Source organism: Streptomyces uncialis, from assembly GCF_001905345.1.
GTDB lineage: Bacteria > Actinomycetota > Actinomycetes > Streptomycetales > Streptomycetaceae > Streptomyces > Streptomyces uncialis.
Genome location: NZ_LFBV01000007.1, coordinates 158724 through 185501, shown reverse-complemented (window position 1 = coordinate 185501; position 26778 = coordinate 158724). Strand labels below are relative to the sequence as shown.

At 72.2% G+C, this 26778-nt stretch carries 21 protein-coding genes; 5 read left to right on the top strand and 16 right to left on the bottom strand.

The annotated features are described in order from the left end of the window. Positions 1–20 precede the first annotated feature (20 nt). Together AB852_RS25360 and AB852_RS25355 are read right to left on the bottom strand one after the other, a co-directional pair. On the bottom strand, positions 21–1349 hold the full coding sequence (locus tag AB852_RS25360; protein WP_073792518.1) for a serine hydrolase domain-containing protein: 1329 nt from the start codon (positions 1347–1349) through the stop codon (positions 21–23). 379 nt (positions 1350–1728) lie between these two features. Continuing rightward, a complete protein-coding gene (locus AB852_RS25355) occupies positions 1729–2517 on the bottom strand; it encodes a 4'-phosphopantetheinyl transferase family protein (protein WP_079184942.1) in 789 nt (262 codons plus the stop codon). Positions 2518–2637: 120 nt separating this feature from the next. Between AB852_RS25355 and AB852_RS25350 the strand changes: the two genes are divergently transcribed. Together AB852_RS25350 and AB852_RS25345 are read left to right on the top strand one after the other, a co-directional pair. After that, positions 2638–2973, top strand: coding sequence for a hypothetical protein (locus AB852_RS25350; RefSeq protein ID WP_073792516.1), 336 nt, complete (start codon positions 2638–2640; stop codon positions 2971–2973). Between the two features lie 297 nt (positions 2974–3270). Further along, on the top strand, positions 3271–3546 hold the full coding sequence (locus AB852_RS25345; RefSeq protein WP_073792515.1) for a hypothetical protein: 276 nt from the start codon (positions 3271–3273) through the stop codon (positions 3544–3546). Between the two features lie 123 nt (positions 3547–3669). Here AB852_RS25345 and AB852_RS25340 read toward each other — a convergent pair whose 3' ends face one another. Beyond that, a complete protein-coding gene (locus AB852_RS25340; RefSeq protein WP_073792514.1) occupies positions 3670–4296 on the bottom strand; it encodes a flavin reductase family protein in 627 nt (208 codons plus the stop codon). Next, the gene (locus tag AB852_RS25335) at positions 4290–5222 is read right to left on the bottom strand and encodes an LLM class oxidoreductase (RefSeq protein ID WP_245876910.1); all 933 of its coding nucleotides are present in this window, start codon (positions 5220–5222) and stop codon (positions 4290–4292) included. Before AB852_RS25335 ends, AB852_RS25340 begins: the two co-directional genes overlap by 7 nt. 139 nt (positions 5223–5361) lie before the next feature. On the opposite strand from AB852_RS25335, the gene AB852_RS25330 reads away from it, so the two are divergent. After that, positions 5362–5967, top strand: a complete 606-nt coding sequence (locus tag AB852_RS25330) for a TetR/AcrR family transcriptional regulator (RefSeq protein WP_073792512.1) — start codon at positions 5362–5364, stop codon at positions 5965–5967. Between the two features lie 141 nt (positions 5968–6108). On the opposite strand, the gene AB852_RS25325 is transcribed toward AB852_RS25330, so the two are convergent. From AB852_RS25325 to AB852_RS25315, 3 genes are read right to left on the bottom strand one after another with little or no spacing between them, the layout of a single operon-like run. Beyond that, positions 6109–7038, bottom strand: a complete 930-nt coding sequence (locus tag AB852_RS25325) for a hypothetical protein (protein WP_073792511.1) — start codon at positions 7036–7038, stop codon at positions 6109–6111. Positions 7039–7040: 2 nt separating this feature from the next. Continuing rightward, positions 7041–8822 carry a sulfite reductase subunit alpha gene (locus AB852_RS25320; RefSeq protein ID WP_178391113.1) on the bottom strand — a complete coding sequence of 594 codons (1782 nt, stop codon included), beginning with the start codon at positions 8820–8822 and terminating at the stop codon, positions 7041–7043. Then, positions 8819–14374 carry a glutamate synthase-related protein gene (locus AB852_RS25315; RefSeq protein ID WP_073792510.1) on the bottom strand — a complete coding sequence of 1852 codons (5556 nt, stop codon included), beginning with the start codon at positions 14372–14374 and terminating at the stop codon, positions 8819–8821. Before AB852_RS25315 ends, AB852_RS25320 begins: the two co-directional genes overlap by 4 nt. 683 nt (positions 14375–15057) lie before the next feature. On the opposite strand from AB852_RS25315, the gene AB852_RS25310 reads away from it, so the two are divergent. Further along, a complete protein-coding gene (locus tag AB852_RS25310) occupies positions 15058–15603 on the top strand; it encodes a type 1 glutamine amidotransferase domain-containing protein (RefSeq protein WP_073792509.1) in 546 nt (181 codons plus the stop codon). A gap of 143 nt (positions 15604–15746) precedes the next feature. Here the strand turns inward: AB852_RS25310 and AB852_RS25305 are convergent, their stop codons facing one another. Next, positions 15747–17078 carry an APC family permease gene (locus tag AB852_RS25305; RefSeq protein ID WP_245876909.1) on the bottom strand — a complete coding sequence of 444 codons (1332 nt, stop codon included), beginning with the start codon at positions 17076–17078 and terminating at the stop codon, positions 15747–15749. A gap of 77 nt (positions 17079–17155) precedes the next feature. After that, positions 17156–17926 carry a class I SAM-dependent methyltransferase gene (locus AB852_RS25300; RefSeq protein WP_073792508.1) on the bottom strand — a complete coding sequence of 257 codons (771 nt, stop codon included), beginning with the start codon at positions 17924–17926 and terminating at the stop codon, positions 17156–17158. Positions 17927–18479: 553 nt separating this feature from the next. Here AB852_RS25300 and AB852_RS25295 point away from each other — a divergent pair. Further along, positions 18480–19109: a phosphatase PAP2 family protein gene (locus AB852_RS25295; RefSeq protein WP_073792507.1), complete on the top strand. Its 630-nt coding sequence runs from the start codon at positions 18480–18482 to the stop codon at positions 19107–19109. A gap of 7 nt (positions 19110–19116) precedes the next feature. Here AB852_RS25295 and AB852_RS25290 read toward each other — a convergent pair whose 3' ends face one another. The 7 genes from AB852_RS25290 to AB852_RS25260 are packed head-to-tail and all read right to left on the bottom strand — an operon-like array spanning position 19117 to position 26777. Continuing rightward, positions 19117–20442 carry a glutamate-1-semialdehyde 2,1-aminomutase gene (locus tag AB852_RS25290; RefSeq protein WP_073792506.1) on the bottom strand — a complete coding sequence of 442 codons (1326 nt, stop codon included), beginning with the start codon at positions 20440–20442 and terminating at the stop codon, positions 19117–19119. Between the two features lie 7 nt (positions 20443–20449). After that, complete coding sequence (locus tag AB852_RS25285; RefSeq protein ID WP_073792505.1) at positions 20450–21001, bottom strand: dTDP-4-dehydrorhamnose 3,5-epimerase family protein; 552 nt, start codon at positions 20999–21001, stop codon at positions 20450–20452. Next, complete coding sequence (locus tag AB852_RS25280; protein ID WP_073792504.1) at positions 20998–22236, bottom strand: polysaccharide pyruvyl transferase family protein; 1239 nt, start codon at positions 22234–22236, stop codon at positions 20998–21000. Before AB852_RS25280 ends, AB852_RS25285 begins: the two co-directional genes overlap by 4 nt. Further along, positions 22233–23180 (bottom strand): glycosyltransferase family 2 protein, encoded by a 948-nt coding sequence (locus AB852_RS25275; protein ID WP_073792503.1) that lies wholly within the window; start codon positions 23178–23180, stop codon positions 22233–22235. Before AB852_RS25275 ends, AB852_RS25280 begins: the two co-directional genes overlap by 4 nt. Further along, positions 23177–24484, bottom strand: coding sequence for an MATE family efflux transporter (locus AB852_RS25270; RefSeq protein WP_073792502.1), 1308 nt, complete (start codon positions 24482–24484; stop codon positions 23177–23179). The genes AB852_RS25275 and AB852_RS25270 overlap by 4 nt, the downstream gene beginning before the upstream one ends. Next, positions 24481–25764, bottom strand: coding sequence for a DUF4910 domain-containing protein (locus tag AB852_RS25265; protein WP_073792501.1), 1284 nt, complete (start codon positions 25762–25764; stop codon positions 24481–24483). The genes AB852_RS25270 and AB852_RS25265 overlap by 4 nt, the downstream gene beginning before the upstream one ends. Next, positions 25752–26777 (bottom strand): NAD-dependent epimerase/dehydratase family protein, encoded by a 1026-nt coding sequence (locus tag AB852_RS25260; RefSeq protein WP_073792500.1) that lies wholly within the window; start codon positions 26775–26777, stop codon positions 25752–25754. Before AB852_RS25260 ends, AB852_RS25265 begins: the two co-directional genes overlap by 13 nt. Position 26778: the final 1 nt, after the last annotated feature.

Sequence of the window (26778 nt, the reverse complement as noted above, 5' to 3'; positions counted from 1 at the left end):
GTTCACCGCACCGGGTTACGTCAGTCGGCCTTGGGCACGGCCCGGACACCGAAGTGCAGATACGGCGAGCCGTCGGCGAGTTCGTAGAAGACCACCGGCAGCCAGCCCATGCCTTCGACATGTCCGACGAACGAGTTCCCGCTCACGGCCACGAGGTCCATGCTCGTACCGGGCGCGGTTTCGGCCAGGTCGCCCTTGCGTTCCATCACGAGGCGCGGCCCGTCACCGTCGCGCGCGGTGATGGTGATCTTGACGCCGACGCTCTCGTACACCCCGGCGAAGCGTGCGGCGTCGGTGTCGACGGGAGTGGCGGGCGGGCCCGGCGGGGGCGGGACCTCGATACCGAGCAGTTCCCCGAAGAGGGCTGTGCCCAGCTCGTGTTCGAAGGCGACGGAGTTGCCGCCGTTCAGTACGAGCGCGGCGGTGAAGCCGGACTCCGGTTCGACCCACAGCATCGATGACTGACCGATCGTGGTGCCTCCGTGGGAGAGGATCCGGCGCCCGGAGAGGGTGTCCAGCATCCAGCCGAGCCCCCACTCGCTCGCGAACGGCATCGGGCCCGGGATCGTCACCTGGGCCTCCCACATCGCCTCGGGCCGCTTGAGCAGCGCGCCGGAGAGGTGGCCGCGACCGAAGCGCACCACGTCGGCGGCGCGGGCGCAGATGAGCCCGGCGGGACCGGCGGACCGCATCAGCCCCCAGACCTTGCTCACCGAGCCGTCCTTCCTGTGTCCGACGGCGCCGCTGTGCCGCAGCACCTCCTCGGGCAGCGTGCAGGTGTGGGTGAGGCCGAGGGGTTCGATGATCTGCTCGCGGAGCGCGGCGTCCCAGGTCCTGCCGGTGATCCGTTCGACGAGCCGGCCCAGCAGGGAGAAGCCGGAGTTGCAGTAGGACTGGGTGGCGCCGATGGGGTGGACCGCCGGGAGTTGGCGGCAGGCGTCGGCGTACTTGTCCAGACAGTCGTCGCCGCGCCCGGTGTCGTGGAAGAAGTCTCCGTCGATGCCGGAGGTGTGGCTGAGCAGCTGCCGGATGGTCACGGACTTCGTCTGGTGCTCGTCCCCGACCTCGAACTCAGGCCATACGTCGATGACCGGGGTGTCGAGCGAGAAGGTGCCCTGTTCCACGAACTGCATGATCTGGGTGGCCGTCCACACCTTGGTGATCGAGCCGATCTGGAACAGGGAGTCGGTACGGACGGGATGGCCGGTGTCACGGTTGAGCACCCCGGTCGCGAACTCGTGCATCCGGCAGTCGTGGTGGAACGCCAGCGCGGCACCTGGTACGCCGTGCCTCACCGCCGCCGTGCTGAGCAGATCGGTCCAGCGCGCGGGGTCGACTGCTGCGGTCATCGGTAACCGTCCTTCGTGGTCGGCTGGGCGATCGTCGGCTGAGCGTCCGATCAGCGTAGGCAGTCCGGGGCGGCCCGGAGTTGGCCGGGAGAACGAAGCGGCGGGAGGGGATTGTCCGGAGCGACGAACCTTGGTGGGGGCGGGGTACGTCCCCCGCCCGGCGGCAGGCGAGGCGACCGCCCGGCGCGAGACAGGGGCGAGGGTCTGCGGAAGGCGGGGACGCGAGGGCTGCGGGAAGCGCGGACGACCGGTCTCGCGGAGGCGGGGGCGACCGGGCGGCGGAGCACGGGTGGTCGCCCGGATGGGGTACCCGGCAACCGGTCGGCCGGGGCGCCTTCGTGCGGGGCTTCGCCGTACGAAGGCGTCGCGTTAAGGCCGTTCAGACTCCGGAGCCGCTCGTGGACCCGGCTCCGGGGGTGCGGTAGGTGACGGCGGTGAGGAGCAGTCCGCGGGCGACCCGCCAGCGGCCCTCGAAGCCCCGCAGCGGGTGTCCGTCAGGGTCCTGCCCCGAACGCAGCAGCCGCGCCCGGAACTCACCCGAGTAGGCAGCACCGTCCGGTACACCGGGTACGGACGGCACGCCGGGTACACCCACGTCGGCCACCGACGGGCCGTGCCCCGCAGGCCAGGGGTCCGCGCGGTGCGCGAGGAACTCCACCTCCGCCTCCTCGAAGCCGAGCCAGGCGCCGGTCAGAGGGAACCACGTCTTGTAGACCGACTCCTTGGCGCTGAACAGCAGCCGGTCCCAGTGGAGTCGCGGGTGCCGCCGTTCGAGCACGGCCAGCGCGTCCCGTTCGGCGGGCAGGGTGACACCGCCGAGTACGTCGTCGGGCAGCCGGGCATGGGGTTCGGCGTCGACGCCGAGGGAGGTCACCTCGGAGCGGTGGGCGACGGCGGCGGCGCGGTAGCCGTCGCAGTGGGTCAGCGATCCGACGACCCCGGCGGGCCACACCGGGGCGCCCCGCTCACCGCGTGGCAGCGGCCCGGGGGTCACACCGAGCGCGGTCAGCGCCTGCCGGGCGCAGTACCGGCCCGTCGTGAACTCGCGCCGCCGCTTGTCCACGGCCCGTGTGATCACGGCCTCTTCCTCGGGGTACAGGAACACTCCCGGCGGATCGGTGTACGCCTCGGCGCTGATCACCTGTGGGGGCAGTAGCCCCGCGAGCAGTGTGCTGCTCAACACGTCCCCTCCCCCGTGGGCGGGCGTACCGCGCCCACCCGGTGTCCGGTCCTGACGGCGACCACCCTACGGCCCGGCCGGGCGGATGCGGAGGCGGCCGGTGCGGGGGTGGCCCATGACCTCGTCAGCCACTGGACGGAACGTGACACGGCCGGGCGGGCGTCCTTCGTACGCGAAGGAATGTCCTTGCAGCAGGCGTTCACCGGGAACGCCGCCCTGGTCATGATGATCGCCCTCGGCGCCATCGTCGCGCCCGTCATCGTCGGCGAGTACGGCACGTGCACCATCCGGACGACGTTCGCGGCGGTGCCCGCACGGCATACGGCGATGGGCGCGAAGGTCGTCGTGGTCACGGTCGTCACGACCGTGTTCGGTGGGTGGGTGGGTGGCGGTGTGGACGCTCGTTCCGGCGCTGCTGGCCGTGGTCTGTGTGCGGCGGTGTGATCAGTGAACGCCGTTGGTGGTCAAGGAGGTTGACCGGTGTGCCGTCGCGGCCGGGTCCGCGTTCGTACGGCGACCCTTCCGCGCCGGTGAATCCCCCTCAATCCGGGTGGGGTTCGGGCGAACCAGCCATGATCATTTCATTGTGACCAGGCACTTTACTTCGACTTGACTCGGTGGCAAGCTGTCGCTCACTTCAGCCCCCCACAGCAGCAACCTTCCTCAACACCCCTTGTACGCAAGGGTGTTGCGGGCTGGGCTGAACTCCCTTGAATCCGAGATCCCTGGATCGGAGTGCGAATGAACCGTCGTGTCCGCTGTGCGGCTTTCATGGCGACCGTGGCGACCGGTGCCGCCCTCGCCCTGTCGAGCGGTACCGCCCACGCGCAGGACCAGCAGTCGTCCCCCCTCTCGGGCGGCCTGATCAACATCAACGCCCCGCTGATCAACAACACGGGTGACATCGACCTGATCGAGGACGTCTTCGAGCACATCAGCATTCCGATCCTGGGCCAGGCGGTGCACCAGATGTACGACTGGGCCACGTTCGAGGGCGGTCTGTTCGGCAAGAAGTGATCCGGCCCGTCTCCACGGATCACCACTCCGCCGACCGGGGCTGACCTCGCCCGGGACCGGTGGGGCGGAGGTCCGGTGACCGGCGCTTCCCGCCGGTCGCCGGACCTCCGTCGCCGCACGCGGTCAGCCCCGGCCGGGCGGGCCGGAGAGCTCGGCGATCACCCCGGTTCCCCTCTCCCGCCCGGCATTCCCCCCGGCGGCCCCTTCCCGGTCCGCGAGACTCCGGTAGCTCCGGCCCGCGTACAGGAGCGGTCCCTCAAGGTCACCGGCGGACGGCACACGGACACCGGTGACCCGCGCGATGACCAGGACGTGGTCCGCGACCTCCACCTGCCGGGTCACCCGGCAGCCCAGGACCGCGGCACTGCCTTCCAGCTCCGGACCGCCTCCCTCGGGGGACGGCCGGTGGCACAACCCCCGGAACTCCTCGTCCCCGAACACCCGGCGCCGGGTGAAGCGGTCGGCGAGGGCGTGCTGGCCCGCGGTGAGGACGTTCACGGTGAAGCGGCCGGTCCGCTCGACGACGCCCTGGGTGCGGCTGCCCCGTTTCAGGGAGATCAGCAGGGTGGGAGGGTCGAGCGACACCGACAGCACGGAGTTGACGGTCATCCCGTGCGGCCCGAGCGGGCTCCGGGTGGTGATGACCGCGACGCCCGTCGCCCAGTGCCGCATCGCGTCACGGAACGCGCCGGGGTCCGTCACGTCGTCGCCCGCGACGCCGGGGTCCGCGGAGCGGATCGGGGTCACCACGCCGGTGCCGCCGGAGCGGTGGCCGTCAGGGCCGGGAAGTGCGGGACGACCTCTTCGGTGAGCTGCGCCACCACCTCCGCCGCGGGCCGTCGGCCGTGCTGGATTCCGAGCGCGCCGTGGTTGACCCCGGCCGCCTTCCAGCGGCCCAGCAGTTCGCGCAGTCCCTCCGTACCCGTACGCAGCACGAATCCGCCCCGCAAGGGGGTCGGCGGGTACCCCGGGTCCTCGTCCAGGTCGATCCACTCATTGGTGACGACCGGACGGAACTCCCGGCCGGGCACCAGCTCCCGCCATGCCCCGATCTTGTTTCCGAGGGCCCGGGGGCCTTCGGCGGTGGCGGTGGCCCCCGGATAGACCAGCCATCCGTCGGCGTGCTCGGCGATCCAGTCGGGGGACTGCTGGGAGGAACCGGTGACCAGGAGCGGTATCCGGCCGTGCACCGGCTTCGGCAGCAGATGGGCACCTCCTGACCGTTCCGCGTCCAGCAGCCCGCGGAACGCGTCGACCGCCTCGCGGTACCGGACGCCCCGCGTCGCGTGGTCCAGGCCGTACGCGGGGAACTCCACCGGCCGGTCGCCGGAAGCCGCGCCGAGCACCAGCCGCCCCCCGCTGAGGTGGTCCACCGAGGCCGCCTGCTTGGCGAGGTCGATGGGGTGCCGCAAAGGGAAGATCACACTGCCTGCCGCGAGGGAGATCCGGGAGGTGTGCGCCGCGAGCCAGGTCAGCGCGGTCCACGGGTCGTACACCTGCCCCACATCCCCGAAGGAGGGGTCGGCCAGCGGGACGTCCCGGACCCAGGCGGCGGCGAACCCTCCCCGATCGGCCTGCTGGACGACCTCGGTATGACCGCGCAGGCCCGCCATGTCCCCGGCGTAGGGCCACAGGGGCAGGAACAGCCCCACGGTCAGCTCGCCCGGCGCGAACATGCGCCCGTACCCCGGGTGGCTCCCCCGCGAAGATGATGCCGCTGCTTTCATCGCTATCCGTCCATTGCTCTGGTTGGAACGTTCGATCCAGACCCTACGGCATGCTGGACCGAACGTTCCAACCAGTACACTCGCCGGTATGGCAGCCACCCCACCATCCCCGCGCCCGTCCGACGCCGACACCCGCCGCCGGATCATCCGGGCCACGGCCGCCCTGCTCCAGCAGCAGGGATACGAGAGCACCTCGGTCAAACGCATCGCCGGTACCGCGCAGGCGTCACCCAGCTCCGTCTACCACTTCTTCCCCGGGGGCAAGCAGGAGCTCGCCATCGAGGCGATGCACCATGGCGCGCGGGAGTTCGGCGAGATGCTGGCGGCAGGGCTCGCCTCGTCCGCGGACCCGGCCGAGGCCACGGCCGCCTGCGCCCTGCTGCTGGCCGACGACCTCAGACGGTCCGACTGGAGCGACGGCTGCCCGGTCGCGGTCACCGCGCTGGAGACCGTCGGCCGGGTTCCCGGCCTCCAGGAGGCCGCGACCCAGGCACTGACCCGCTGGCAGGACCTCGTCACGACGAAGCTGACCGGGAGCGGTATCCCGTCGGCCGAGGCCCGCTCGCTCGCCGGGACGGTCATCAGCATGCTGGAGGGCGCCGAGCTGCTGAGCCGGGTGACCGCGGACGACACCCCCCTCCGGGACGCGGCCGTCCATCTCGCGCAGCTCGTCAGAGCGGCACCCCGGGTCTGACACCGCCACCGCGCCGAGACCACGGGCCGCGCCGGGCCCGCCTCCCCCGGCGGCGAGCCCTGCTTTCCCCGGCGGCGGGTCCGCGAGCGGGTCGCCGCAACGCGACCCACCGACGCGTGGTTCTCCACCTGCCCCGGCGTACTACGCGCCGGGCAGCGACGCCGCCAGATGCTCCCACTGGGCGTGGACGCGCTCCCCGACGATCCCGAACTGGGTGAGGACCGCGACGCAGCGCCCGTCCTCGTCGTCGAGCTCGATGGCCGAGGTCGGGCCGTGCGCGGCCGTGGAGCGGACGAGGTGGCAGGCCCGGACCCGCGTCATTTCGATCTCCACCGAGCTCTCGGCGACCGCCGCGAACACCTGGCCGCCGATGGTCTGGTCGGTGACGTGCACCAGGCCGCTGCACGCCTGCATGGCCGCCGGGGCGAACACCGCGACCCCGATCGGCAGCCCGGCGGAGCAGACATGGTCGAGCACCTCGGGCACGACCCCGGCATCGATCGTCCGGTGCTCGCCCCGGTACCGGTCGAACCCCCTGCGCCGGGCGACCCCGCCGTCCACGAGGACCGCGTCGAACTGCGCGAGCTGGTCGCCGTTCTCCCAATCCGCCGTGCCGGAGGGCGCGGACGGTCCGGGGGCGGGTGTCCCGGCGCCGACCGGGCGGGCGAGTCCGACCAGCAGACGGTCCGCCTCGGAGAGCAGCCGCCCCTGGTGCGCCGTCCGGCCGTCCGCGTCGAACAGGTGCAGGGCGACCGTGCCGGTGCCCTCGTCCCGTACGACCACGGCCGAGGCGACGCCGTCGCAGTCACCGTCGATGCGCAGCGCGATCGAGCCCGGCCGGACGGCGAACGCCTCGCCGCGCAGGCTCGGGACCGCGTAGCTGCCGGCCTGGTCGATCCGGGCGACCGGCCCGCCGGTGACCGCCTGGACATGCCGGAAGAGCGTCAGGCAGTGCGCGAGCTCCGGCATCGTGGCGTCGATCAGACGCACGGTGCTGTTCCGCCGTTCGCAGCGTTCCTCGAACGCGCACAGGCCGTCGGTGTGCGGCGGCTCGAACTGATGGTCCGTCATCCTCAGTATACGTCCCGCACATAGCGCTTGGCCCGGCGCAGGTCCGCCAGGTACTGCGCGGCATCGTCGTCACCGCGTCCGCGTTGCCCGGCGATGACGCCCAGCAGTGCGGACTCGACGTCCTTCGCCATCCGGGAGGCGTCGCCGCAGACATACACGTGCGCGCCGTCCTCAAGCCATCCGTACAGCTCGCGCGACCGCTCGCGCATCCGCGTCTGCACATAGACCTTCTCGGCCTGGTCGCGTGAGAACGCGAGGTCGAGACGGGTGAGCACCCCGCACTCCCCCAGCTCGGTCAGCTCGTCCTCGTAGACGAAGTCGGTGCGGCGGTGCTGGTCCCCGAAGAACAGCCAGTTGCGGCCACAGGCGCCGCGCGCGGCGCGCTCGTGCAGGAAGCCGCGGAACGGGGCGATGCCGGTGCCGGGGCCGATCATGATCATCGGGGTGCTGTCGTCCGCCGGGACGCGGAAGGAGGCGTTCGGCTGGAGATGGACCCCGACGACGGCGTCCCGCTCGTCCCCGCCGACCCGGTCCGCGAGATACGTGGACGCGACACCCTCGTACCGGCGGTCCGGGGTGCCGTAGCGGACGGACGCGACGGTGAGGTGGACCCGGTCCGGGTGGGCGAGCGGGCTGGACGAGATCGAGTACTGCCGTGCCTGGAGCGGGCGCAGCAGCGGCAGCAGCTCTTCGAGGCCGGGTGCGGCGGATCCGGCGTCCCGGAGCAGGTCGAGCACGTCCCGGCCCCGGAGCCAGGAGTCCAGGTCGGACCGGTCGCCGTGCGCGACGATCGCGGCGAGCTCGCTCGTCGGCGCGCGCTCGACGAGGTCGGCGACGAGGTCCTTCGACGGGGTGCGGATCTCACGTCCGGTGCGCAGCACTCCGGCGAGCGGCCGGCCGTCGATGTCCTCGTCGCCGCTCGCGCCGAGGTGTTCGAGGAAGGCGCCGACGAGCGCGTCGTCGTTCACCGGTGTGACGGCGAGCGAGTCACCGGCCGCGTAGGTGATGCCGCTGTCGCCGAGGTCGAATTCGTAGTGGCGGATCTCCTTCGCGCTGTCCGGCGAGGAGAGCAGCCGGTTCACCACGAGGCGGGAGGGGTACGGGTTGCGCTTGTTCCAGGGGGAGCGGGTCCTGGCGGGCGGGGGCGCCGCGGCGGACGGGTCCCCGGCAGCCGCCGCGCCCGCGCCCGTCGTGGTGCCGGTCTCGGCGACGAGCCGGTCCAGGACGGCGGCGGTCCAGGCCGCGGCGGGCTCCTCGAAGTCGACGTCGCAGTCGACGCGGTCGTGCAGCCGGGTGGCTCCGAGCTGCTCCAGCCGGGTGTCGACGAGCCTGGCGGCCTGGCAGAAGTCGTCGTAGCCCCGGTCGCCGAGGCCGAGGACCGCGTAGCGCAGCCCTTCCAGCCGCGGTGCTCCGTCGGCCTGGAGCGCTTCCCAGAACAGTCCGGCGTTGTCGGGCATCTCGCCCTCGCCGTACGTGGAGGTGACGATGAGCAGGTGGGACATCGTGGCGAGCCGCTCGGGTGTGACGGCGTCGAGCTCGGTGGCGCTGCCGCCGAGGCCGCGGGCGCGGGCCCCGGCGACGAGCTCACCGGCGAGGAGTTCGGCGCTCCCGGTCTGGGTGCCGAACAGCACGTCGACGGTCGCCGTGGGCGCGTCGCCCGCCGGGGGCTCCCGGCGTCCGGCGGCGGCGATACCGGCGATGAACCCGGCGAGCCAGGACTCCTGTTCGGCGGAGAACGGCGCGTCGGCCGGGATGAGGGAACCGGTCGGGGACATCAGCTTCATGTGGTCACCGCTTCGGTCGGGGCCTGCGGGGTGCGTCGTCCGGCGATGTCCTCAAGTGCCGCGGTCGCGAGGAGTTCGTCGAACCGGGCGGCCCGGACGCGGCCGACGTTCTTCGTGGTCTGGTGGATGATCCAGCCGTAGGTGCCGGGGGCGTCCACGCTCAGGTTGTTCCGCTGCGTCAGCGCGCGCTTGTAGTCGTCGAGACGCTTGATCGCGATGAGCGTGGCGAGCTCGTCGTCGCCGAACCGCTCCAGGGTGCCGCGCAGGTACTTCACGACGCGTTGCTTGACGAAGAAGTCCTCGGTCAGCACGAGGTTGCGGACGGCCTCGGCGACCCGGGGATCGTCCAGGCCGCTCGCGCCGGGCACCCGCTTGAGCGCGAGGTCCTGCGCGACGCCGAGCACCGTGTACGACGACAGCAGCGAGAACATGTCGTCGCCGCCCTGGTCGCCGAGCGCCGGGGCACGGCCGCCGAGCACGGTACGGCGGTCGCGGTAGTCGACCTTGAACGCGCGGAGCTTGTCCGTCGCGATCGATGTCGCGAGCTCGTCGAGGAGCTCGGAGCGGGTCGCGGCGGCGAGGATCTCGGTGGCGTCCTGGTACAGCAGCAGCGACCGCGGCATCCCGCAGTACATGTGCCGCCGCTCGGTGCTCCAGTCCGCCAGCAGCCGGGCCGCGAGCTTCGAGCCGGTGGCCTCCAGATGCCACTCCAGCAGCAGCCGCACGGCTTCCTCGTGGAAGGCGCCGTGCTCGGTGCCGGTCACCGGGAACACCCGCAGGGAGTCGGCGCTCACCCGGCCGCTCAGCTCGCCCGACGGGTCGTACTGGTAGAGGAACCCGCCGCTCATACCGTTGCCGAGGCCCTTGCCGAAGCCGCCGAGGTTGAGCACGGTGCCGCCGGTCATGTACTCGCAGCCGAAGTCCCCGACGCCCTCCACGACCGCGGTCGCGCCGGAGTTGCGCACGGCGAACCGGTCACCGGCCTCCCCCTGGACGAACGTCCGGCCGCCGGTCGCGCCGAACAGCGCGAAGTTCCCGATGAGCACGTTGCCGCCGCGTTCGGCGCTGCCGCCGCCCGGGGCGCGGACGACGATCCGGCCGCCGCTCTGGCTCTTGCCGACACCGTCGTTCGCGGTGCCGGTGTGTTCGAGTGTGACTCCGTCGTTGCAGAACACGCCGTACGACTGGCCGGCGGACCCGGTGGTGCGGATGCGGACGGCGCCGTCGGCGAGGCGGCGACGGCCCCGGTCGTCGGTCACGACCGCGGGCACGCCCGCGAGGTCGTCGGCGCCGAGTTCATGGTTGAGGAGCCGTTCGACATCGATGCCGAGCTGTCCGCCGACCGACTTGTCGCTGTTGCCGAGCCGGATGCCCTCGATGAGCGCGGTGGGCTCGCGCCGGTCGAGGAGCGCGGCCCGGACGAGCTCGATCAGGGCGTCGTCGGTGGTGAAGTCCTTCTCCAGGTACTCCGGGTCAGCGACCGTCTTCTCCGGCACGCGCGCGAGCAGCCGCCGTACGTCGAGGCGTCCGACGCTCGCGGGGTGGTCGAGCAGTTGCAGCAGGTCCGTGCGTCCCCGGGCGTCGCGCAACGAGCGCAGTCCGAGGCGGGCGAGGATCTGCCGGACGTCGTGCGCGATGTTGAGCAGGTACTGCGCGAGCGCGCGCGGGTCGCCCTCGAACGCCTCGGCGTTCGTGGTGAGCCCGGCGGGGCACTTCACATTGCAGTTCTTCGCCATGACACAGCCGAGCATCATGAGCGCGGTCGTACCGAACTCGAAGCTGTCGGCCCCGAGCAGGGCCGAGGTGACGACGTCGCCGCCGGTCTGGTGCGCGCCGGAGCAGCGCAGGGTGACCTTCTGCCGGAGCCCGTTGGCGACGAGCGCCTGGTGCACCTCGGCGACGCCGATCTCCGCCGACCGCCCGGCGTACTTGAGGCTGGTGACGGCGGCGGCGCCGGTGCCGCCGGTGTTCCCGGCGACGTTGATCACGTCCGCGCCGGCCTTGGCGACGCCGACCGCGATGGTGCCGATGCCCTCCGAGGACACGAGCTTGACGACGACCCGGACCCGCGCGGCCTTGCAGTCGTGGATGAGCTGCGCGAGGTCCTCGATCGAGTAGGTGTCGTGGTGCGGCGGCGGTGAGATGAGCTCGATGCCGGGGGTGCCGCCGCGGGCCGCCGCGATGTCGACGGTGACCTTCGGCGCGGGCAGCTGGCCGCCCTCGCCGGGCTTCGCGCCCTGGCCGATCTTGATCTCCAGCTCCTGGAGCATCGGGTCGGCGAGGTAGCCCGCCCAGATACCGAACCGGCCGGACGCGAACTGCTTGATCCGGGAGCCGCGGATGGTGCCGTACCGGGAGTGGTGCTCGCCGCCCTCGCCGCTGTTCGACATGCCGCCGACCATGTTCGTGCCGTGCGCGACGGCCTCGTGCGCGGTCGCCACCAGCGCGCCGTGGCTCATCGCGCCGGAGGCCAGCGCGCGGGTGATCTCGTGCGCGGGCTGCACCTCGTCGGGCTCCAGGCTCCCGGGCGCGCCCGTGAGGAGCGTGAGCAGTCGCGCGGCGGTGCCGACCGCGGCGACGACGACACCGTCGGCGTCCGTCTCCCGGGTGACGGCCTCGTCCGGATGCGCGAGCGCGAGTCCGTCGGCGAGCGCGGTGTGCCGCCGCGCCCCGTCGGGTCCCGGGGCCATGAGGCGCAGCCGGGCGGTGACGGTGCCGTCCGGCGGTGTCGTGCCGGTGTCCGGTTCCTGGACGGAGACGGTCATCCCGCGGACCATGACGTTCGCGTTGCCGGTGAGGGAGAACCGGCCGAGCTCCCGGGCGAATTCCTCCGGGGTGCGCAGCCCGGTGACGTCCGCGGGCAGCGCGAGGACATCGCGCAGCGCGGCCGGGCGGCGGGCCCGCTCCTCGTGGGTGGTCCGCAGGAAGGCGCGGTATCCGGGGGTGATCCGGAACGCGTCGATCTCTGCGTCGCTGAGCGCGTCGTACCCGGTGTTCCGGTACGCAGTGTCGGTGATGCCGAACGCGTCGTCGAGCTGGCCGAGGGTGAGCAGGCGCAGCGCCTCCGGGTCGGCCGGGCGGCCGAACTCCGGCCGCTCCTCGGTCATCCCGCCGAAGCCGCGCACGGCGGTGACGCCGAACGAGTGCCCGGCGCCGTCCGACCGTTCCTTGAACAGGCCGAGCAGCGGGATCTGCTGCTCGGTCTCCACCGTGCGGGCCCGCTCGTGCCAGTCCGTCGCGGCCTGCGCGACCCGGGCGAAGCCGACACCGCCGACCGGGGCGTCCATGTGCGGGAAGATCCGGGCGAACACGTCGTCGCGGGTGTCGAGGTAGTTCGGTTCGAAGAACTCGCCGCCGATGTAGCTCTCGGCGGTGCACAGCCCGACGCGGCCCATGGTCTTGGCGAGCGACTTCTCGGCCGCCTTGCGGAATCTCGCCAGCGCCAGATCGGTGGCGGTGATCTCGCCCGCGGGCGCGGGTGCGCTCGGGTGCTTCTCCTCGGCGCGCAGCCGTGCGCTGAGGCTGTAGACGGCGGAGGCGCCGAAGCCGAGGGCGGTCGCGACATGGTGGGAGGAGGCCAGCTGACCGCTTTCCGTCACGATCGAGACGCGCAGCCGCAGCCCTGTCTCGATGAGGCGCTGGTTCACCGCCGCGACGGCGTGGATCACCGGCAGCGGAGCGTGGGTCGAGGAGATGGCCCGGTCGGTGAGGAGCGCGATGCCGCCCCCCTCGGTGGCGAACCGCTCGACGTCGTCGCAGAGCCGGTCGAGGGCGGACCGCAGCGCGTCGGCGTTCGCGGTCTCGTCACCGGTCACCGGGACGTAGAGCATGGCGAACCGCTCCAGCGGGACGATCCGCTGGTCGCGCAGCCGGACCATGTCGAGGTGTCCGAGCACGGGCGAGGACAGGACGAGCTGCCTGCCGTTGGTGTCGCCGGTGCCGTCGGGCTTCGGGCCGAGGGCGACCCGCATGCTCATGCCGTCGGCCTCGCGGATGCTGTCGAGCGGCGGGTTGGTCACCTGGGCGAAGCGCTGCGAGAAGTACTTCGCCATACCGCCCTCGGTGTCGCTGAGCGCGTTGATGGCGTTGCCGTACCCCATCGCCGAGATCCGTTCGGACCCGTTGGCGAGCATCGGGTCGAGCATGAACCGGAAGCTCTCCTGGTTCAGCGAGTACGCCACGTACCGCCCGGCGAGCGTGAGGTCGCCGTCGTACCCGAGCGTCGTCGTACCGCGCTCGTAGTCGGGGGCGGGGAGGTCGTCGAGGTCGACCCGTGCCGCGGTGAGCAGTTCGGAGTAGGGGCGGCGTGCGGCGAGGGTGTCGAGGATCTCGCGGGTGCGCATCCGGCGGCCGGTGCGGTGGTCGACGACGAGCATGCCGCCGGCCTCGATACGGCCCCGGTGGACGACCTCGTCGTCGGGGAAGGCGACCTGGCCGGCCTCCGACGACACCATGAGGTAGTCGGCGGTCTCCACCGTGCGCAGCGGGCGCAGTCCGAGCCGGTCGAGGCGGGCGCCGACGACGTTCCCGTCGCTGAAGATCACGGCCGCCGGGCCGTCGTTCTTCTCCTCGTACAGGGAGAAGTACTCCAGCATGTCGCGGACGGCGGTGGGCAGGGTGCGGTCGTTCTCCCACGCGGGCGGCATGAGGGACACGACCGCCTCGACGATGTCCAGTCCGTCGTCGAACACCCGGCTCTGCAAGGTCTGGTCGAGCCTGCTGGAGTCCGACTGCCCGGGTGGGCGCACGATGCTCCGGGTGCGGGCGCGGGCGAGTGCCTCGTCGGAGAGCCGGTTCTTGCGGTCGGTGTTGAGCTCACCGTTGTGCGCCATGAGGCGGAACGGCTGCGCCATGGTGGGGTGCGGCTCGGTGTTCGTGGAGAACCGGGTGTGGAAGTACAGCGACCGGACGGAGTGCCGGGGGTCGCGGAGGTCGCGGAAGTAGCCGATGACCTCGTCGGAGTTGAGCCGTCCCTTGAGCACCTGCGTCCGCGCGCTCAGGGACAGCGGGTACAGCCCGCTGTGGGTGTCGTCGGCGTAGGCGACGGACTCGACGGCGAGCAGCGCGCGGTGGGCCGCGGCGTCGACCTCGGCGCGTTCCCAGTCCTCGGGGGCACGGAACACCCATTGCACGACGGGCAGCTGGTACCGCTCGGCCGCGGGCCGGGCGACGCCGTGGTCCACGGGGACGTCGCGGACCAGCAGGACCTCGAACCCCTGGCCCGCGATGCTCCGGGCGACGAGGTCGACCGCGGCGGCGCGGCGGGCGGCGTCGGTCGGGACGAAGCAGTTCGCGACGCCGAAGTGTCCGGCGCGCAGTTCTTCGCCGGTGAGCGCGCCGAAGAACTCCACCGACAGATCGACGCTCACGCCCGCGCCGTCGCCGACACCTTCGGCGGACTTGCCGCCGCGGTGCGGGATGGCGCGGAGCGCTTCGTCGCCCTTGCGGATGACGTCGTGGCTCGGCACGCCGTCGAGACGGGTCACGAAGCCGACACCGCAGTCGCTGTGTTCGCGGGCAGGGCTGTACAGACCGAGGGGGGAATGGTTCACGTGGGTCCTGTCGGCGAGAATTCCGGCAGCGGACGGCCAGGCTGCGTCGGTGAAGCGCTCGCCGCGGGCGGACCGGTACGACGGCCGAGCCCCGAGTGGTGCGATTGGGTACGGTAAGCCTTACCTAATCATCACCGCAAGTGTCGATCATATGCTGGTCACGGCGGCATACGGCCTCCGCGCTCCTCACCCGCGACGCGACACGGACGGGCGGTACCTCGCCCTGTTGTCCGACGGCCGCTTCACCCTCGGTCCCGGCTCGGGGGAACATCTCGACGAGCACGTCGCGGAAGGTTTCCCCGAGACTCCCCCGGCACGGCGGGTGGCCGCCGTTCGCACGCGGGACGCCGTCCGCTGCGGAACGAGGGGACGCCGAATAGAATGGGGGCTTTCGGTGACATACCACGGCAGAACGCCGGTCGGCCCCAACGCGGTCGACCCTACGCCGGTCGGCCCGATCCAGCGGGCGGGCCCGGTCCGGAGCAGCCGACGGCCCCGCGCCGGCCGCGAACGGTTCGGCCACGAGGCTGTCCGGGCGTGAATGGTCCGGTGGGCCACGGGTAGCCGGGGCTCCAGAGGCCACCCCGAGCGCGGTACCCGGAAGCCGCTCTCCACGCGGACGGCGCCGCTCCCCGACCGGCGCGCTCCCGCTGGTGGCACCGAGCAGGAGAGGAGTGAGCAGCGTGAGGATCGCCTTTCTGGTGGCCCCCGAAGGTATCGAACAGGTGGAACTGACGGAACCGTGGCAGGCCGTGATCGACGCGGGCGGCAGTCCGTCGCTGATCTCCACCGAGGAGGGATGTGTACAGGCGTTCAATCACCTCGACCGCGGCGACACATTCCCGGTCGACCAGGTGGTGGGCGGGACGGACCACGCGGATTTCGACGGGCTGGTGCTGCCGGGTGGCGTCGCCAATCCCGACGCGCTCCGCATGGACGAGTCCGCCGTGGCGTTCGTACGCGCGTTCTTCGACTCCGGAAAACCCGTGGCCGCGATCTGCCACGCGCCCTGGACCCTGATCGAGGCGGATGTGGTCGGCGGGCGGACCCTGACGTCGTGGCCCAGCCTGCGCACCGACATCCGCAACGCGGGTGGCACCTGGGTCGACGAGCCGGTGCGTGTCTGCCGCAACGGCCCCAACGCCCTGATCACCAGCCGGCGGCCCGATGACCTCAAGGACTTCACCGGCGCCTTCACCGAGGAGTTCGCCCGGGTGTCCGCTCCCTGACCGACTGCCCGGCCGACGGGCCGGGTCCGCGACCGTCCCGCTCGGCGGTGGCGTCACCGTGACCGCGGTGACGCCACCGCCGAACGCGTGCGGCATCCGCGCCCGTCGCCACAGCCGCGCGTGCCGCACACCGCGACGCAGGTTCAGACGGGCCGTCCGCGCAGACGTACCGCCGCGACGATGCCCAGGACGGCGCCCACCGCGATGACGGCCGCCCCCCTCAGCCAGACCTCCCGCTCGATCTGGGTCGCGAGCACGACGCAGGACGCCGCCCCGGCGAGGGCGACGGCCGTCGGTGTCCTGAAGTGGTCCCGTGGGACGGCGTCCCGACGCAGTACGAGCACCGAGGTGTTGACGAGGAAGAAGACGACCAGGAGCAGCAGGACGAGGGTCGAGGCCAGCGTCGCCACGTCGCCGGTCATCGCGAGCAGCAGCGAGAGAGCCGTGGTGGCCGCGATCGACGCCCACGGCGTACGCCGGCCGGGCAGCACTCTCGTCAGGAAGCGCGGCAGAAGGCCGTCCCGGGCCATCCCGTAGGCCAGGCGTGACGACATGATGCCGGTGAGCAGCGCGCCATTGGCGACCGCCACCAGCGCGATGGCGCTGAAGAGCTGGGACGGGACACCGCCCGCCGCACGGACGACTTCGAGCAGTGGTCCGTCGGAACCGGCGAGCCTCTCGGTGGACACGGACGCCGCCGCGGCCGCGCCGACCAGGAGGTACACCACACCTGCCGTGATCAGCGCGCCGAAGAGCGCCCTCGGGTACGAGTGCCGTGGGTCAAGGGTCTCCTCCGCCACATTGACGGATGTCTCGAACCCGACGAACGAGTAGTAGGCCAGCACCGCCCCGCTCAGGGCGGCGGCCGCGGGCCCTTCGCCGGGGGCGCCGAGGTCCGTCAGCCTCGACATGTCGCCGTCGCCGCGCAGCACGATCCAGGCACCGAGGCCGATCACGAGGAGCAGTCCGCCGACCTCGATGACGGTGGCGGCCACGTTGGCCCGTGTCGATTCCCTGATGCCGCGCGCGTTCAGCAGCCCCAGCGCGGCCAGGAAGACGGTCGTGACGAGCAGCGTGGGGAGGGAGACGAACTCGGACAGGTAGTCACCGCCGAACCCGCGGGCCAGTGCGCCCACCGCCACGACACCGGCGGCGAGCATGCAGAATCCGGCGAGGAACCCGGCGAAGGGCCCGAACGCCAGGTTGACGTAGTGGCAGGCCCCGCCCGCGCGCGGGTACTTGGTGACCAGCTCGACATACGAGGCGGCGGTGAGCATGGCCAGGCACAACGCCACGATCAGGGGCACCCACACGGCGCCGCCGGAGGCTCCGGCGATCTGGCCCACGAGGACGTACACGCCCGCGCCGAGGATGTCCCCCAGGATGAAGAAGTAGAGCAGTGGGGTGCTCAACGCCTTCTTGAGTGCCGTCGGAGCGTCCGATGTCTCCGGTGGTGTGCCGGTGGTGATCTTCACACGAAGCCGTATACCCGGCATCCGTCCTCGCATGGGGAGGACACGCCACACACGCGGGAGCGGTGTTCGCGCCGGGGTCAGGCCTTCTTGGCGAAGACGAGCACCTCCGTGGAGGCGACACCCATGGGCGCCGTGAAGCCTGCCTCCAGCTCGCAGCCGAGGGTCGCGAAGAGGTCCACGCAGGTCCGGCGCGGCAGGGCGGCCGGGAAGGAGCCGTGCCCCGAGCCGCCCCGCTCCGCCCAGACGCCTACCGTCGCCGGGTCCAGACAGGTCTCCGTCATGACGTCGAAGACGATCCGGCCGCCGGGTCGCGTGACCCGGGCCATCTCGAAGAAGTAGCGGACGGCCACCAGGAAGGTCACGGTGTTGAAGACCTTGTGGGCCTGGACGAGGTCGACGCTGCCGTCGGGCGTCGGAGCGAGACTGCTTCCCTCGGTCGGCTGGGCCACGACACCGAAGGTGTCCACGAGATAGCCGGCCCAGGGCGCTGCCGTCTCGTAGATCTCGTAGCGGCCGGGAGAGCACTCCTTCATGGTCTTCTCCAGATACCGTCCGGACCCGGGGCCGATCTCCAGCACCGTTTTCGGGTCGGCGGCGAAGACGCCGAGCGCGCGTAATTCGTCGATGGTGGACTGGGTGGCGCCAGGCGTCCCGTTCATGACCGCGTCGATATGGTCACCGATCGACAGACCGGCCGCACGGGCGGCCCGCATCGTCGCCTCGAACGGGATGAAGTCGTCCACCCCGCCCTGGACGTTGGTACTGCGCACGATGTCGAATCCGGTACGCCGCAGAAGCCGTTTGGCCCCCGACTTGAGTACGGATGTTCCTCTGCTTGCCGCCTTCATCAGGCATGACCCCCCAGGTCGTCTCCACCCTCGGTGTCAGCATAGGATCGCGGACGCGGACGCGCAGCGGGACGGCGAATTCGCCCTGGACGGAGTTCTGTTGGAGCGTGTCCACCGCCGGGGCACGATCGCGGTTCCGGTGGAATTCCATGGCTCCGGCACGGAAATGCGATACGGACCGGAATTCGCGGAGTGCTGACACCCGGCACCGTCAGACGGCGGTTTTCCGCGACCGGATTGTTGGTTAGGGTGCCGATCGAAGGCTGATTCCGATGCCTTGGCCGGATGAGGGACAGGCTGGGCGGGTCCGGGGCCGCAGAGGCCGCCGGCTCCCGCGCGGACCAGGTTCGGACATGACGGGGGGGGCTCGTTGGTGCGGAGTCGGCGCGAGCAGAAGCCGAAGGTCACGTCGGCTGGTGTCGGGCGGCGTGAAGAGGTCCGGCCTCGCCCGGCCTCAGGAGACCGAGGTCCGCAGGATCCGCCACCGGTCACCGCGAGCCGTCCCGGATCGGAGGGGGACGACGGACGCGCGACCGGTCGGCGGACGCCCCCGGTGCTGCCTCCGTCGCTGCGCGCCTCGCTCGGGCTGATCGCGGTCCTCGCCACGCTGCTGGGTGTCGCGCTGGGGGTCGTGTACGCCGGGCGGAACCGGCCCGGCGGGGTGGACGGGTGGATTCAGCCGTCGGTGGACGGTGTGCCGCCGCCGTGGCGGAACATCGCCCTGGCCGTGGACTTCCTGGCGGAGCCCGCCGGGGCGGTGGCGCTGGTCGTGGCCGCCGTGTCGGGCTGTCTGCTGCTGCGGTGGCCGCGCGCCGCGGTGCTCGTCGTGGCAGGCGCCGTACTGACCGTGGGCGCGACCAAGCTGCTCAAGCCCCTGGTGGGACGCACCATCCACGACGGGCATCTGTCCTATCCGAGCGGGCACACCGCCTTCCTCACCGCGCTCGCCCTGATGGCGGCGCTGCTGGCGGTCGGGCGGCTCGGCCTCGGCAGGACGGCCGGGACGGCGCTCGCGCTGGGGGCGGCGCTGGTCGCGGGCGCCGCCATGGGCTGGGCGCAGATCGCGCTGGGCGCGCACTACCCGACCGACACCCTCGGCGGCTGGTGCACCGCGCTGGCGGTGACACCGGCCACCGCGTGGCTGGTCGACCGGACGGCCGACCGCCAGCGGGAGCGCCGCTGACTTCGTGTCACGCCAGGCGGCGGAACACGGGCTTGATAGGTCGTCCGGCCAGCCAGGGGGTGGGGTCGGCGGCGTCCAGCGCCTTCCGGTACACCGCGCAGGCTTGGGCCACCGTGTCGACGGTGTGGTCGATGTCGGCGTCGCTGAGCGCGCTGCTCACCACGAACGACGGGGCGAGCACCCCGCCCGCGAGGAGCCGGCGCAGGAACAGGGTGCGGTACCGCTGTGACGGCTGCCGGTTCTCGTCGAGGGTGGCGAAGACCAGATTGCTGGCCCGGCCCCGGACGACGATGTGGTCGGCGACCCCCATACCGGCCGCGGCCTCGCGGACACCGGCGGCCAATCGCTCGCCGAGGGCGTGCAGCCGCGCGGTGACGCCCTCCTCGACATAGGTGGTGAGCACGGCCATCGCGGCGGCCAGCGAGTGTGTTTCCGCGCCGTGGGTGGTGGACAGCAGGAACACCCGGTCGTGGGAGTGGCGCAGCCCGCCCAGTTCCATGAGGTCGCGGCGCCCGGCCAGCGCGGAGACGGCGAACCCGTTGCCCAGCGCCTTGCCGAACGTGGAGAGGTCGGGGACGACCCCGTACATGCCCTGGGCGCCCGCCTCGGACCAGCGCAGGCCGGTGATCATCTCGTCGAAGACCAGTACGCAGCCGTGCCGGTCGGCCAGCTCGCGCAGACCGGCGAGGTATCCGGGCGGCGGCTCGGTGTGGGTGGCGGGTTCGAGGATCAGACAGGCGACCTCGCCTTGGTACCGGGTGAGCAGTTCCTCCGTGGCGGCCAGATCCCCGTAAGGGAACGTGACGGTGAGCTCGGTGGTCGCCGCCGGAACGCCGGCGGACATCGGCGTGGTGCCGATGAACCAGTCGTCGGCGGAGAGGAACGGATGGTCGCCGCAGATGGCGATCCGCGGGCGCCCGGTGGCGGCGCGGGCGAGACGTACCGCGGCGGTGGTGACGTCGGAGCCGTTCTTCGCGAACTTCACCATGTCGGCGGTCGGCACGGTGGCCAGGAAGCGCTCCGCGGCCTCGACCTCCACGATGGACGGCCGGACGAAGTTGCTGCCGCGGTCCAGCTGCCGCCGTACGGCCTCGTTCACGCGGGGGTGGGCGTGGCCGAGGCTGACCGACCGCAGGCCGGAGCCGTACTCGACGTAGCGGTTGCCGTCGATGTCCCATACATGGGCGCCGTTGCCGTGGCTGATGACCGGGGCCAGGTTCTCGGGGTACTGGTCGTCGCCCTTGGCGTAGGTGTGGGCGCCGCCGGGGATCAGGGTGTGCAGCCGCTCGTTCGCCAGTCGTGAGCGGGGCAGGAGGAACTCTTCGGTGTCCACGCCGGTCTCATCCTTCCTTGTGCTTCAGGACCTGGGCGAGGCTCGGCGCCTCGCGGTCCCGCCGGGACATCGAGGTGACCGGCAGCGGCCAGGGGATGGCGAGCTCCGGGTCGTCGAAGGCGATGGTCACGTCCTCGGACGGGTCGTGCGGGCGGTCGATCCGGTACGAGACGTCGGCGGTACCGGTCAGCGCCTGGAAGCCGTGCGCGCAGCCCGCCGGGATGTACAGGGTCGTCTGGGTCTCGTCGGTCAGCTCGAAGAAGGCCCGGTCGCGGTAGGTGGGCGAGTGGGGCCGCAGGTCCACGACGACGTCGAAGATCCTCCCGTACGAGCACCGCACCAGCTTGGCCTCGCCCGCTCCGGAGCGCAGATGCAGTCCGCGCAGGACCCCCCGGACCGAGCGGGACACGCTGTCCTGGACGAAGGCGTCCGGGTCGAGGCCCACCGAGCGGACCACGTCGGCGTCGAAGGTGCGGCAGAAGGAACCGCGTTCGTCGGTGTACGACGTCGACTCGAACAGGTACGCGCCGGTGATCGCCGGGACTTCGGTCGCTTTCATGGGGTCTCCCGCAGTGCGTGGGCGTGGGTGTGGCCGGTGGCCGGGAAGAGGGCCGCGGTCAGGGCGGTGAACTGCCGCTCCAGTTGCCGGGCGGCGACCAGGTTCCGTTCGGTGAGGGTGCGCCGTATCCGCGCCGATTCCCTCTCCAGCGCCCGGAACTGTTCGAGGAGGCGGTCGGCGTCGACCTCGCGGGCCGGGTGGCGGTACGCGTCGAGCCCCATCCGGGCCATCAGCGCGTCGCTCTTCGCCGCGTAGCTGAGCGCGAGTGTCGGCGTTCCGGCCTTCAGCGCGCAGACGAGGTTGTGGTAGCGGGTCGCGACCACGGTGTCGGCGGCCGCCGTCTCCTTCATCAGGTCGGCCAGTGAGGACGCGGCGGCGGCGGTGACCAGCGGCGAGTCCACCGCGTCGAGGATCGCGGCGACCACGGACGCGTCGACGTCGTCGCCGGTGAGCAGCCGGACCGGGCGGCCGTCCTCGACCAGCGCGCGGACGAAGCGGATCGTCCCGTCGAGGTAGCGCCGGTGGATCTCCTCGGCCCGGGCACGGTCGTCGTTGCCGCCGTGGAAGTCCATGACGCCGACACAGACCGGGCCCGGCGGGCCGGGGGGCGCGTCGGCCGGCGGCACGGGCAGGGCGAACGCGAGGTCCGGGTAGACCTCGTCGCGTGTGGTGTCCACGCCCATCGCCCGCAGCGCGTCGCGGGACAGGTCGTCCCGGTACGACCGGTACGTCGCCAGCCGTGCCGACCAGCGCACCAGGGCCCGGGTGGGGCGGCTGCGGATCGCGGCGGCGCCGACACCGACCAGCGCGACCCGGGTGCCGAGCAGCCGCCCGCTCGCGCAGAGCAGGAACAGCGAGTACGGGAAGCCCCAGGGCCGCAGCGGCAGGGTGGCCTCCAGGACGCCCATGCCCGGCACGATCACCACATCGTGCCGGCGTACCCAGGCGGCGGTGCGGAAGACGTCGACGAGTTTGCCGAGGCCCTTCCCCGCGATCGCGCCCGCTCGGGACGCGGTCCGGTACTCGCCGCGGTACCAGTGCAGCCGGGTCGCCGGTATCCCGTACCGGGCCGTGACGGCCTCGGGTCCGCCGCACAGCGCGTCCACGGCGGCCTCCGGGTGCGCGGACCGGAGGTACCCGAGCACGGCTTCCAGCGACCCGTCGTTGCCGAGGTTGCCGGAGCCGAGCAGGCCGAACACCCCGACGCGCACCGGGGCGTCCCGCGCGGACCTCACGCGCGCCCGCCTTCGCGGCCGGCGACGAGCGCGTCGACGGAGACGGTGAGCCGGTCCGGGTCGACCGGGGCACGGTCCTCGACGCGCTCCCCGGCGCCCGGCCGGGCCCGGCTGGTCATCCAGGAGGCGAGGTGGCGGTAGCACTCGCGCCGGTCGGCCGGGGACAGCGGCGCCCGCTTGACCGCCGCGACGAAGCCCCAGACGTACTCGGCGAGCAGCCGGGGTGTCGGGTGCAGCGGACCCGCCCGGCGGGGGTCCAGGTTGACGCACCGGGAGCGTTTGCCCGGGTTGGCCCGCTCGGCGCGGGTGGGATGGTCGCGGCGGAAGTACAGCAGCTCGGGCACCTGGTGGAACGGCCCGTGCAGGGTGATCTCGGCGACGAACGTGCGGTCGGCGTGATGGTAGCTGTCGTGCGGCTTCACCCGGCGCAGCATGTCGGCCCGCATCACCCCGTAGAAGTCGTCGCCGCCGGGCTCGAAGAGCAGACTGCGGAAGCGCTCCGGCGGGTGGGGCGAGTCGGTGGCGAGTCCGTACTCGTAGGGGACCTTCACCCGGCCGTCGCCGTCGATGACCGCCTGGCCGCTGTGCGCGAGGACGATGTCCGGCCGTTCGTCCAGCGCCTCCACACAGCGCTTCAGCAGGTCCCGGGCGTAGAGGTCGTCGTGCGAGGCCCATTTGAACAGTTCGCCGCGGCACTCGGTGAACACATGGTTGTGGTTCGGCGCGGCGCCGATGTTGCGGGGCAGCCGGAGGTAGCGGATACGGGGGTCGAGGGCGGCGTACCGGCGGCAGATGTCCTCGGTCCCGTCGGTCGAGGCGTTGTCGGAGACGACCAGTTCGAAGTCCTCGTAGGTCTGCCCGAGCAGGGCGTCGAAGGACTCGGCGAGGTACTCCTCGCCGTTGTACACGGGCAGGCCGATGCTCAGCCGGGCAGGGGCGGTCATGGGGTCCTCACTTCGCGGATGGGGTTCTGTTGGCGCTCGCGCAGGGCGGACCGCAGATGCAGCCACCAGACGGCCGAGCCGCTGACGGTCGCGGCGGCCACGCCCCAGGCGGAGCCGGCCGTACCGGCCAGGGCGGCTCCGCCGAGCCCGCCGACGACGTAGCAGGCGGAGGCGAACAGCTGGCTGCGCAGGCTGCGCCGGGCGGCGCCGAGCGCGCGCAGCCCGGCCGCCGCGCCGACGCCGAGGCCGGCGCCCACGACACCGAGGGTGGCGGGCACGATGAGCGCGGAGGCGGGGTGCCAGACGCCGCCGAGCACGAGTTCACCGAGGCGGTCGGGCACCAGCAGCAGGGCGGCGCCCCAGAGCAGCGCGGCGGCGGCCTGTCCGGCGCTGAGCAGGAGGCAGAAGCGGCCGAGGCGGTGCGGGGCCCGCCGCAGTACCCGGGCCGCCTCCGGGACGGTGACCAGTGACAGTCCCATCAGCACGGCCAGGAACGGGCCGAGCAGGAGCTCGGCGCCCCGGATCACCCCGACCGCGCTGACGCCGACGATCGCGCCGAGCCCGTAGGCCCGCAGCTGGGCCGCGCCGCTGAGGCTGACGTTCTCGACCAGGTACCGGTAGCCGAGGTCGCGGTGCTCGCGCAGCCACTCGCGTGCTCCGGTCGGCCGGGGCCTGATGCGGGACTGGAGGAAGCCGTACCCGGCGGCCACCGCGGCGGCGGCGCCCCAGGCGAGCACGAACGCGGCCACGCTGCCCACGCGGGCCGCGACCAGCATGGCCGGGACGAGCGCGACGCCCCCCAGGAGGTCGTTGACGCAGGCTTTGCGCCCGGTACCGGCGGCGAAGAACGAGTACCGCCAGGCGTCCTGGAGCAGCAGGCCGGGCAGTACGACGCCGAGGGCGGCGAACGCGTGTCCCAGCCCGCCGCCGAAGCCCAGCCCGGCCACCAGGCACACCGTGCCGAGGGCGGCGCCGACGCCGAGCGCGGTGCCGGACGACCGGGCCGTCGCCGCGCGCCAGGCGGTGTCCGGTACGCCGCTGAAGCGCACCACGAGCGGGTCGGTGGCCAGCCCTCGGGAGACGCTGAGCACCACGCCGTAGGTCACCCAGGCCAGGCTGAACACACCGAACGCGGCGAGCCCCAGGGAGCGTGCCACATAGATGCCCAGCGCGAAGTTGGTCATGCTGCAGACCGCCTGGTCGGCCAGTCCCCAGGACAGCCGGCCAGCCAGGGCCCGGCCGCCGCCGGGCCGGGCCGCCGGGGCGCCCTTCGCCTTCTCCCCCTCGGTGGTCATCGGTTTCATGCCTTGATCAGCCCGGCGCCCTCCAGGGCGTCGGCCGCGCCGGCGACGGTGTCGAACGGCAGCCCGGACCGCTCGGCGATGTCCAGCAGGCTGTGTTCGCCGTCGGAGAGGTTGAGCACCCACAGCATGGCCATCTGGGCCTGCTTCGCGTCGCTGCGTCCGCCGAGCGCTTCGTACAACCCGCGTCGGCCCAGCTGTGGTTCGCCGTAGGGGCTGAGGTTGCGGTACCGCCGGTCGCGGTCCAGCACGCCGAACGCCTCACGGCAGACGGCGAGGGTGTCCGCCATCGCCTCCGGGGAGACGAAGTCCGGGTTGTCCGCCGAGGTGTGGTACTCGGGGTATCCGGCGTACGGGGTGCGGCTGAGCGAGCCCACGCCGAGATCGAACCCGGGCGAGCAGAACTGCCGCTCGTCGTAGCCGTAGGGAGTGAACTCGGTGATGTGGTGCGGGCGTTCGGAGGAGCGCAGCACATGCCGCATCACCCGGTCGATCTCCGCGTCGCCGCGTCTGCTCTGCTTGTACGTCAGCCGTCCCGGGTCACCGGCGCAGGCGAGCACCAGTCCGTGCTTGACCCGGTCCACCCGCTCCCGGTTGCGGGCCAGCCAGGTGATCGCCCCGATGGTGCCGGGCGCGAACAGGAAGCGGTAGGTGTACCAGGGCTTCGTCTCCGCCAGCGCCCGGGCCAGGAACGTCGCCACCGCGATGCCCGCCAGGTTGTCGTTGGCCAGCGACGGGTGGCAGACATGGCAGGAGACGATCACCTCGTCGGGGACCTGCCCGGGGACGACGTGTTCGGCGTAGGTGAGATGGCCGTCCGCGAGGGTGGAGTCGACGCGTACCTCGTAGTCGCCGTCCGGCAGCGCGTCCAGGGTCTCCTGGGCCAGGCAGAATCCCCAGTCCGGCTTGTAGTAGCTGGTGCGGTAGGGCACCCAGGTGGGGTGGTCGGGCAGGGTGTGCAGATGTGCGCGCAGCTCGGACAGCGGCATGGTCGCCGACACCGGCACGCTGTAGCCGAGCACGTGGAGGCTGGACGCGGCGAAGTCGACGACGCGGTTGCCGGCGGTGTCGGCGATGTACGCGTCGCGGATGTTCCACTCCTGCGGCACCGTCCAGTCGAGCACCCGCGTCCCCGTCGGCACCTCGTGCGTTTGGAGCGGAAGGTACTCGCCGACGATCTCCAGGGTGTCGCGCACCCCGTCGCCGGTGATGCTCCGGCACAGCGGGTACAGCCGCTCCACCAGTGCGTGCATCTGCTCGCCGGTCGTCGTCATCGGCGCCACCGCAGGGTGTCGTCGACGGTTCCGGCGTCGGACGCCGCGCGCAGCACGGCGAGCCGGGTGAAGCGACGCTCGAAGTCCTCGCGGGTCAGGGCGTGTTCCCGGTAGGCGTCGGCGAGTTCGAGGGCGCCCCGCTTGACCGTCCATTCGCAGTCGAAGCCGGGGATCGCGGCGCGGAACCGGGAGAAGTCCACCCGGTACGACCGCGGATCGGCGCCGGTCTCGCCGGTGATCACCACCCGTGAGCCGGAGACCGCCTCGGCGACCTGTGCGGCGATCTCCGCGACGGTGACGTTGTTGATCTCGCTGCCGATGTTGAACGCCCGGTCGTGCACCGCCTCCCGGGGCGCGGTGAGCGCGGCGGCGAAGGCCCGTGCGATGTCGGCGGCGTGCACGAGCGGGCGCCAGGGAGTGCCGTCGGAGAGCACGAGCACCTCGCCGGACAGCAGGGCGTGGCCCACCAGGTTGTTCAGCACGATGTCGGCGCGCAGCCGGGGTGAGTAGCCGAAGGCGGTGGCGTTGCGCATGTACACCGGGCTGAAGTCGCCGTCGGCCAGCGCGTGCAGGTCGTCCTCCACCCGCACCTTGGACTCCGCGTACGGGGTCACGGGGCGCAGCGGGGCGTCCTCTGCCACCAGGTCGCCGCCGCCGGCGGCGCCGTAGACGGAGCAGGTCGAGGCGTACAGGAAGCGCCGTACTCCGGCGTCGCGGGCCAGTTCGGCCAGTCGCACGGACGCGTGGTGGTTGATGTCGTAGGTGAGGTCGGGAGCGAGTGCGCCCAGCGGGTCGTTGGACAGCGCGGCCAGATGGATCACGGCGTCCACCCCGGCCAGGTGTTCGGCCGTGATGTCACGGAGGTCCACCCGGTGTCCCGGCGGGTCGGCGGGCGGCGGGCCCAGCACGCAGTCGGCGAAGAGGCCGGAGTCCAGTCCGACGACCTCGTGTCCGGCCGAGCCGAGTACCGGGGCCATCACGGTGCCCAGGTAGCCCTGGTGTCCCGTCAGAAGTACGCGCAAG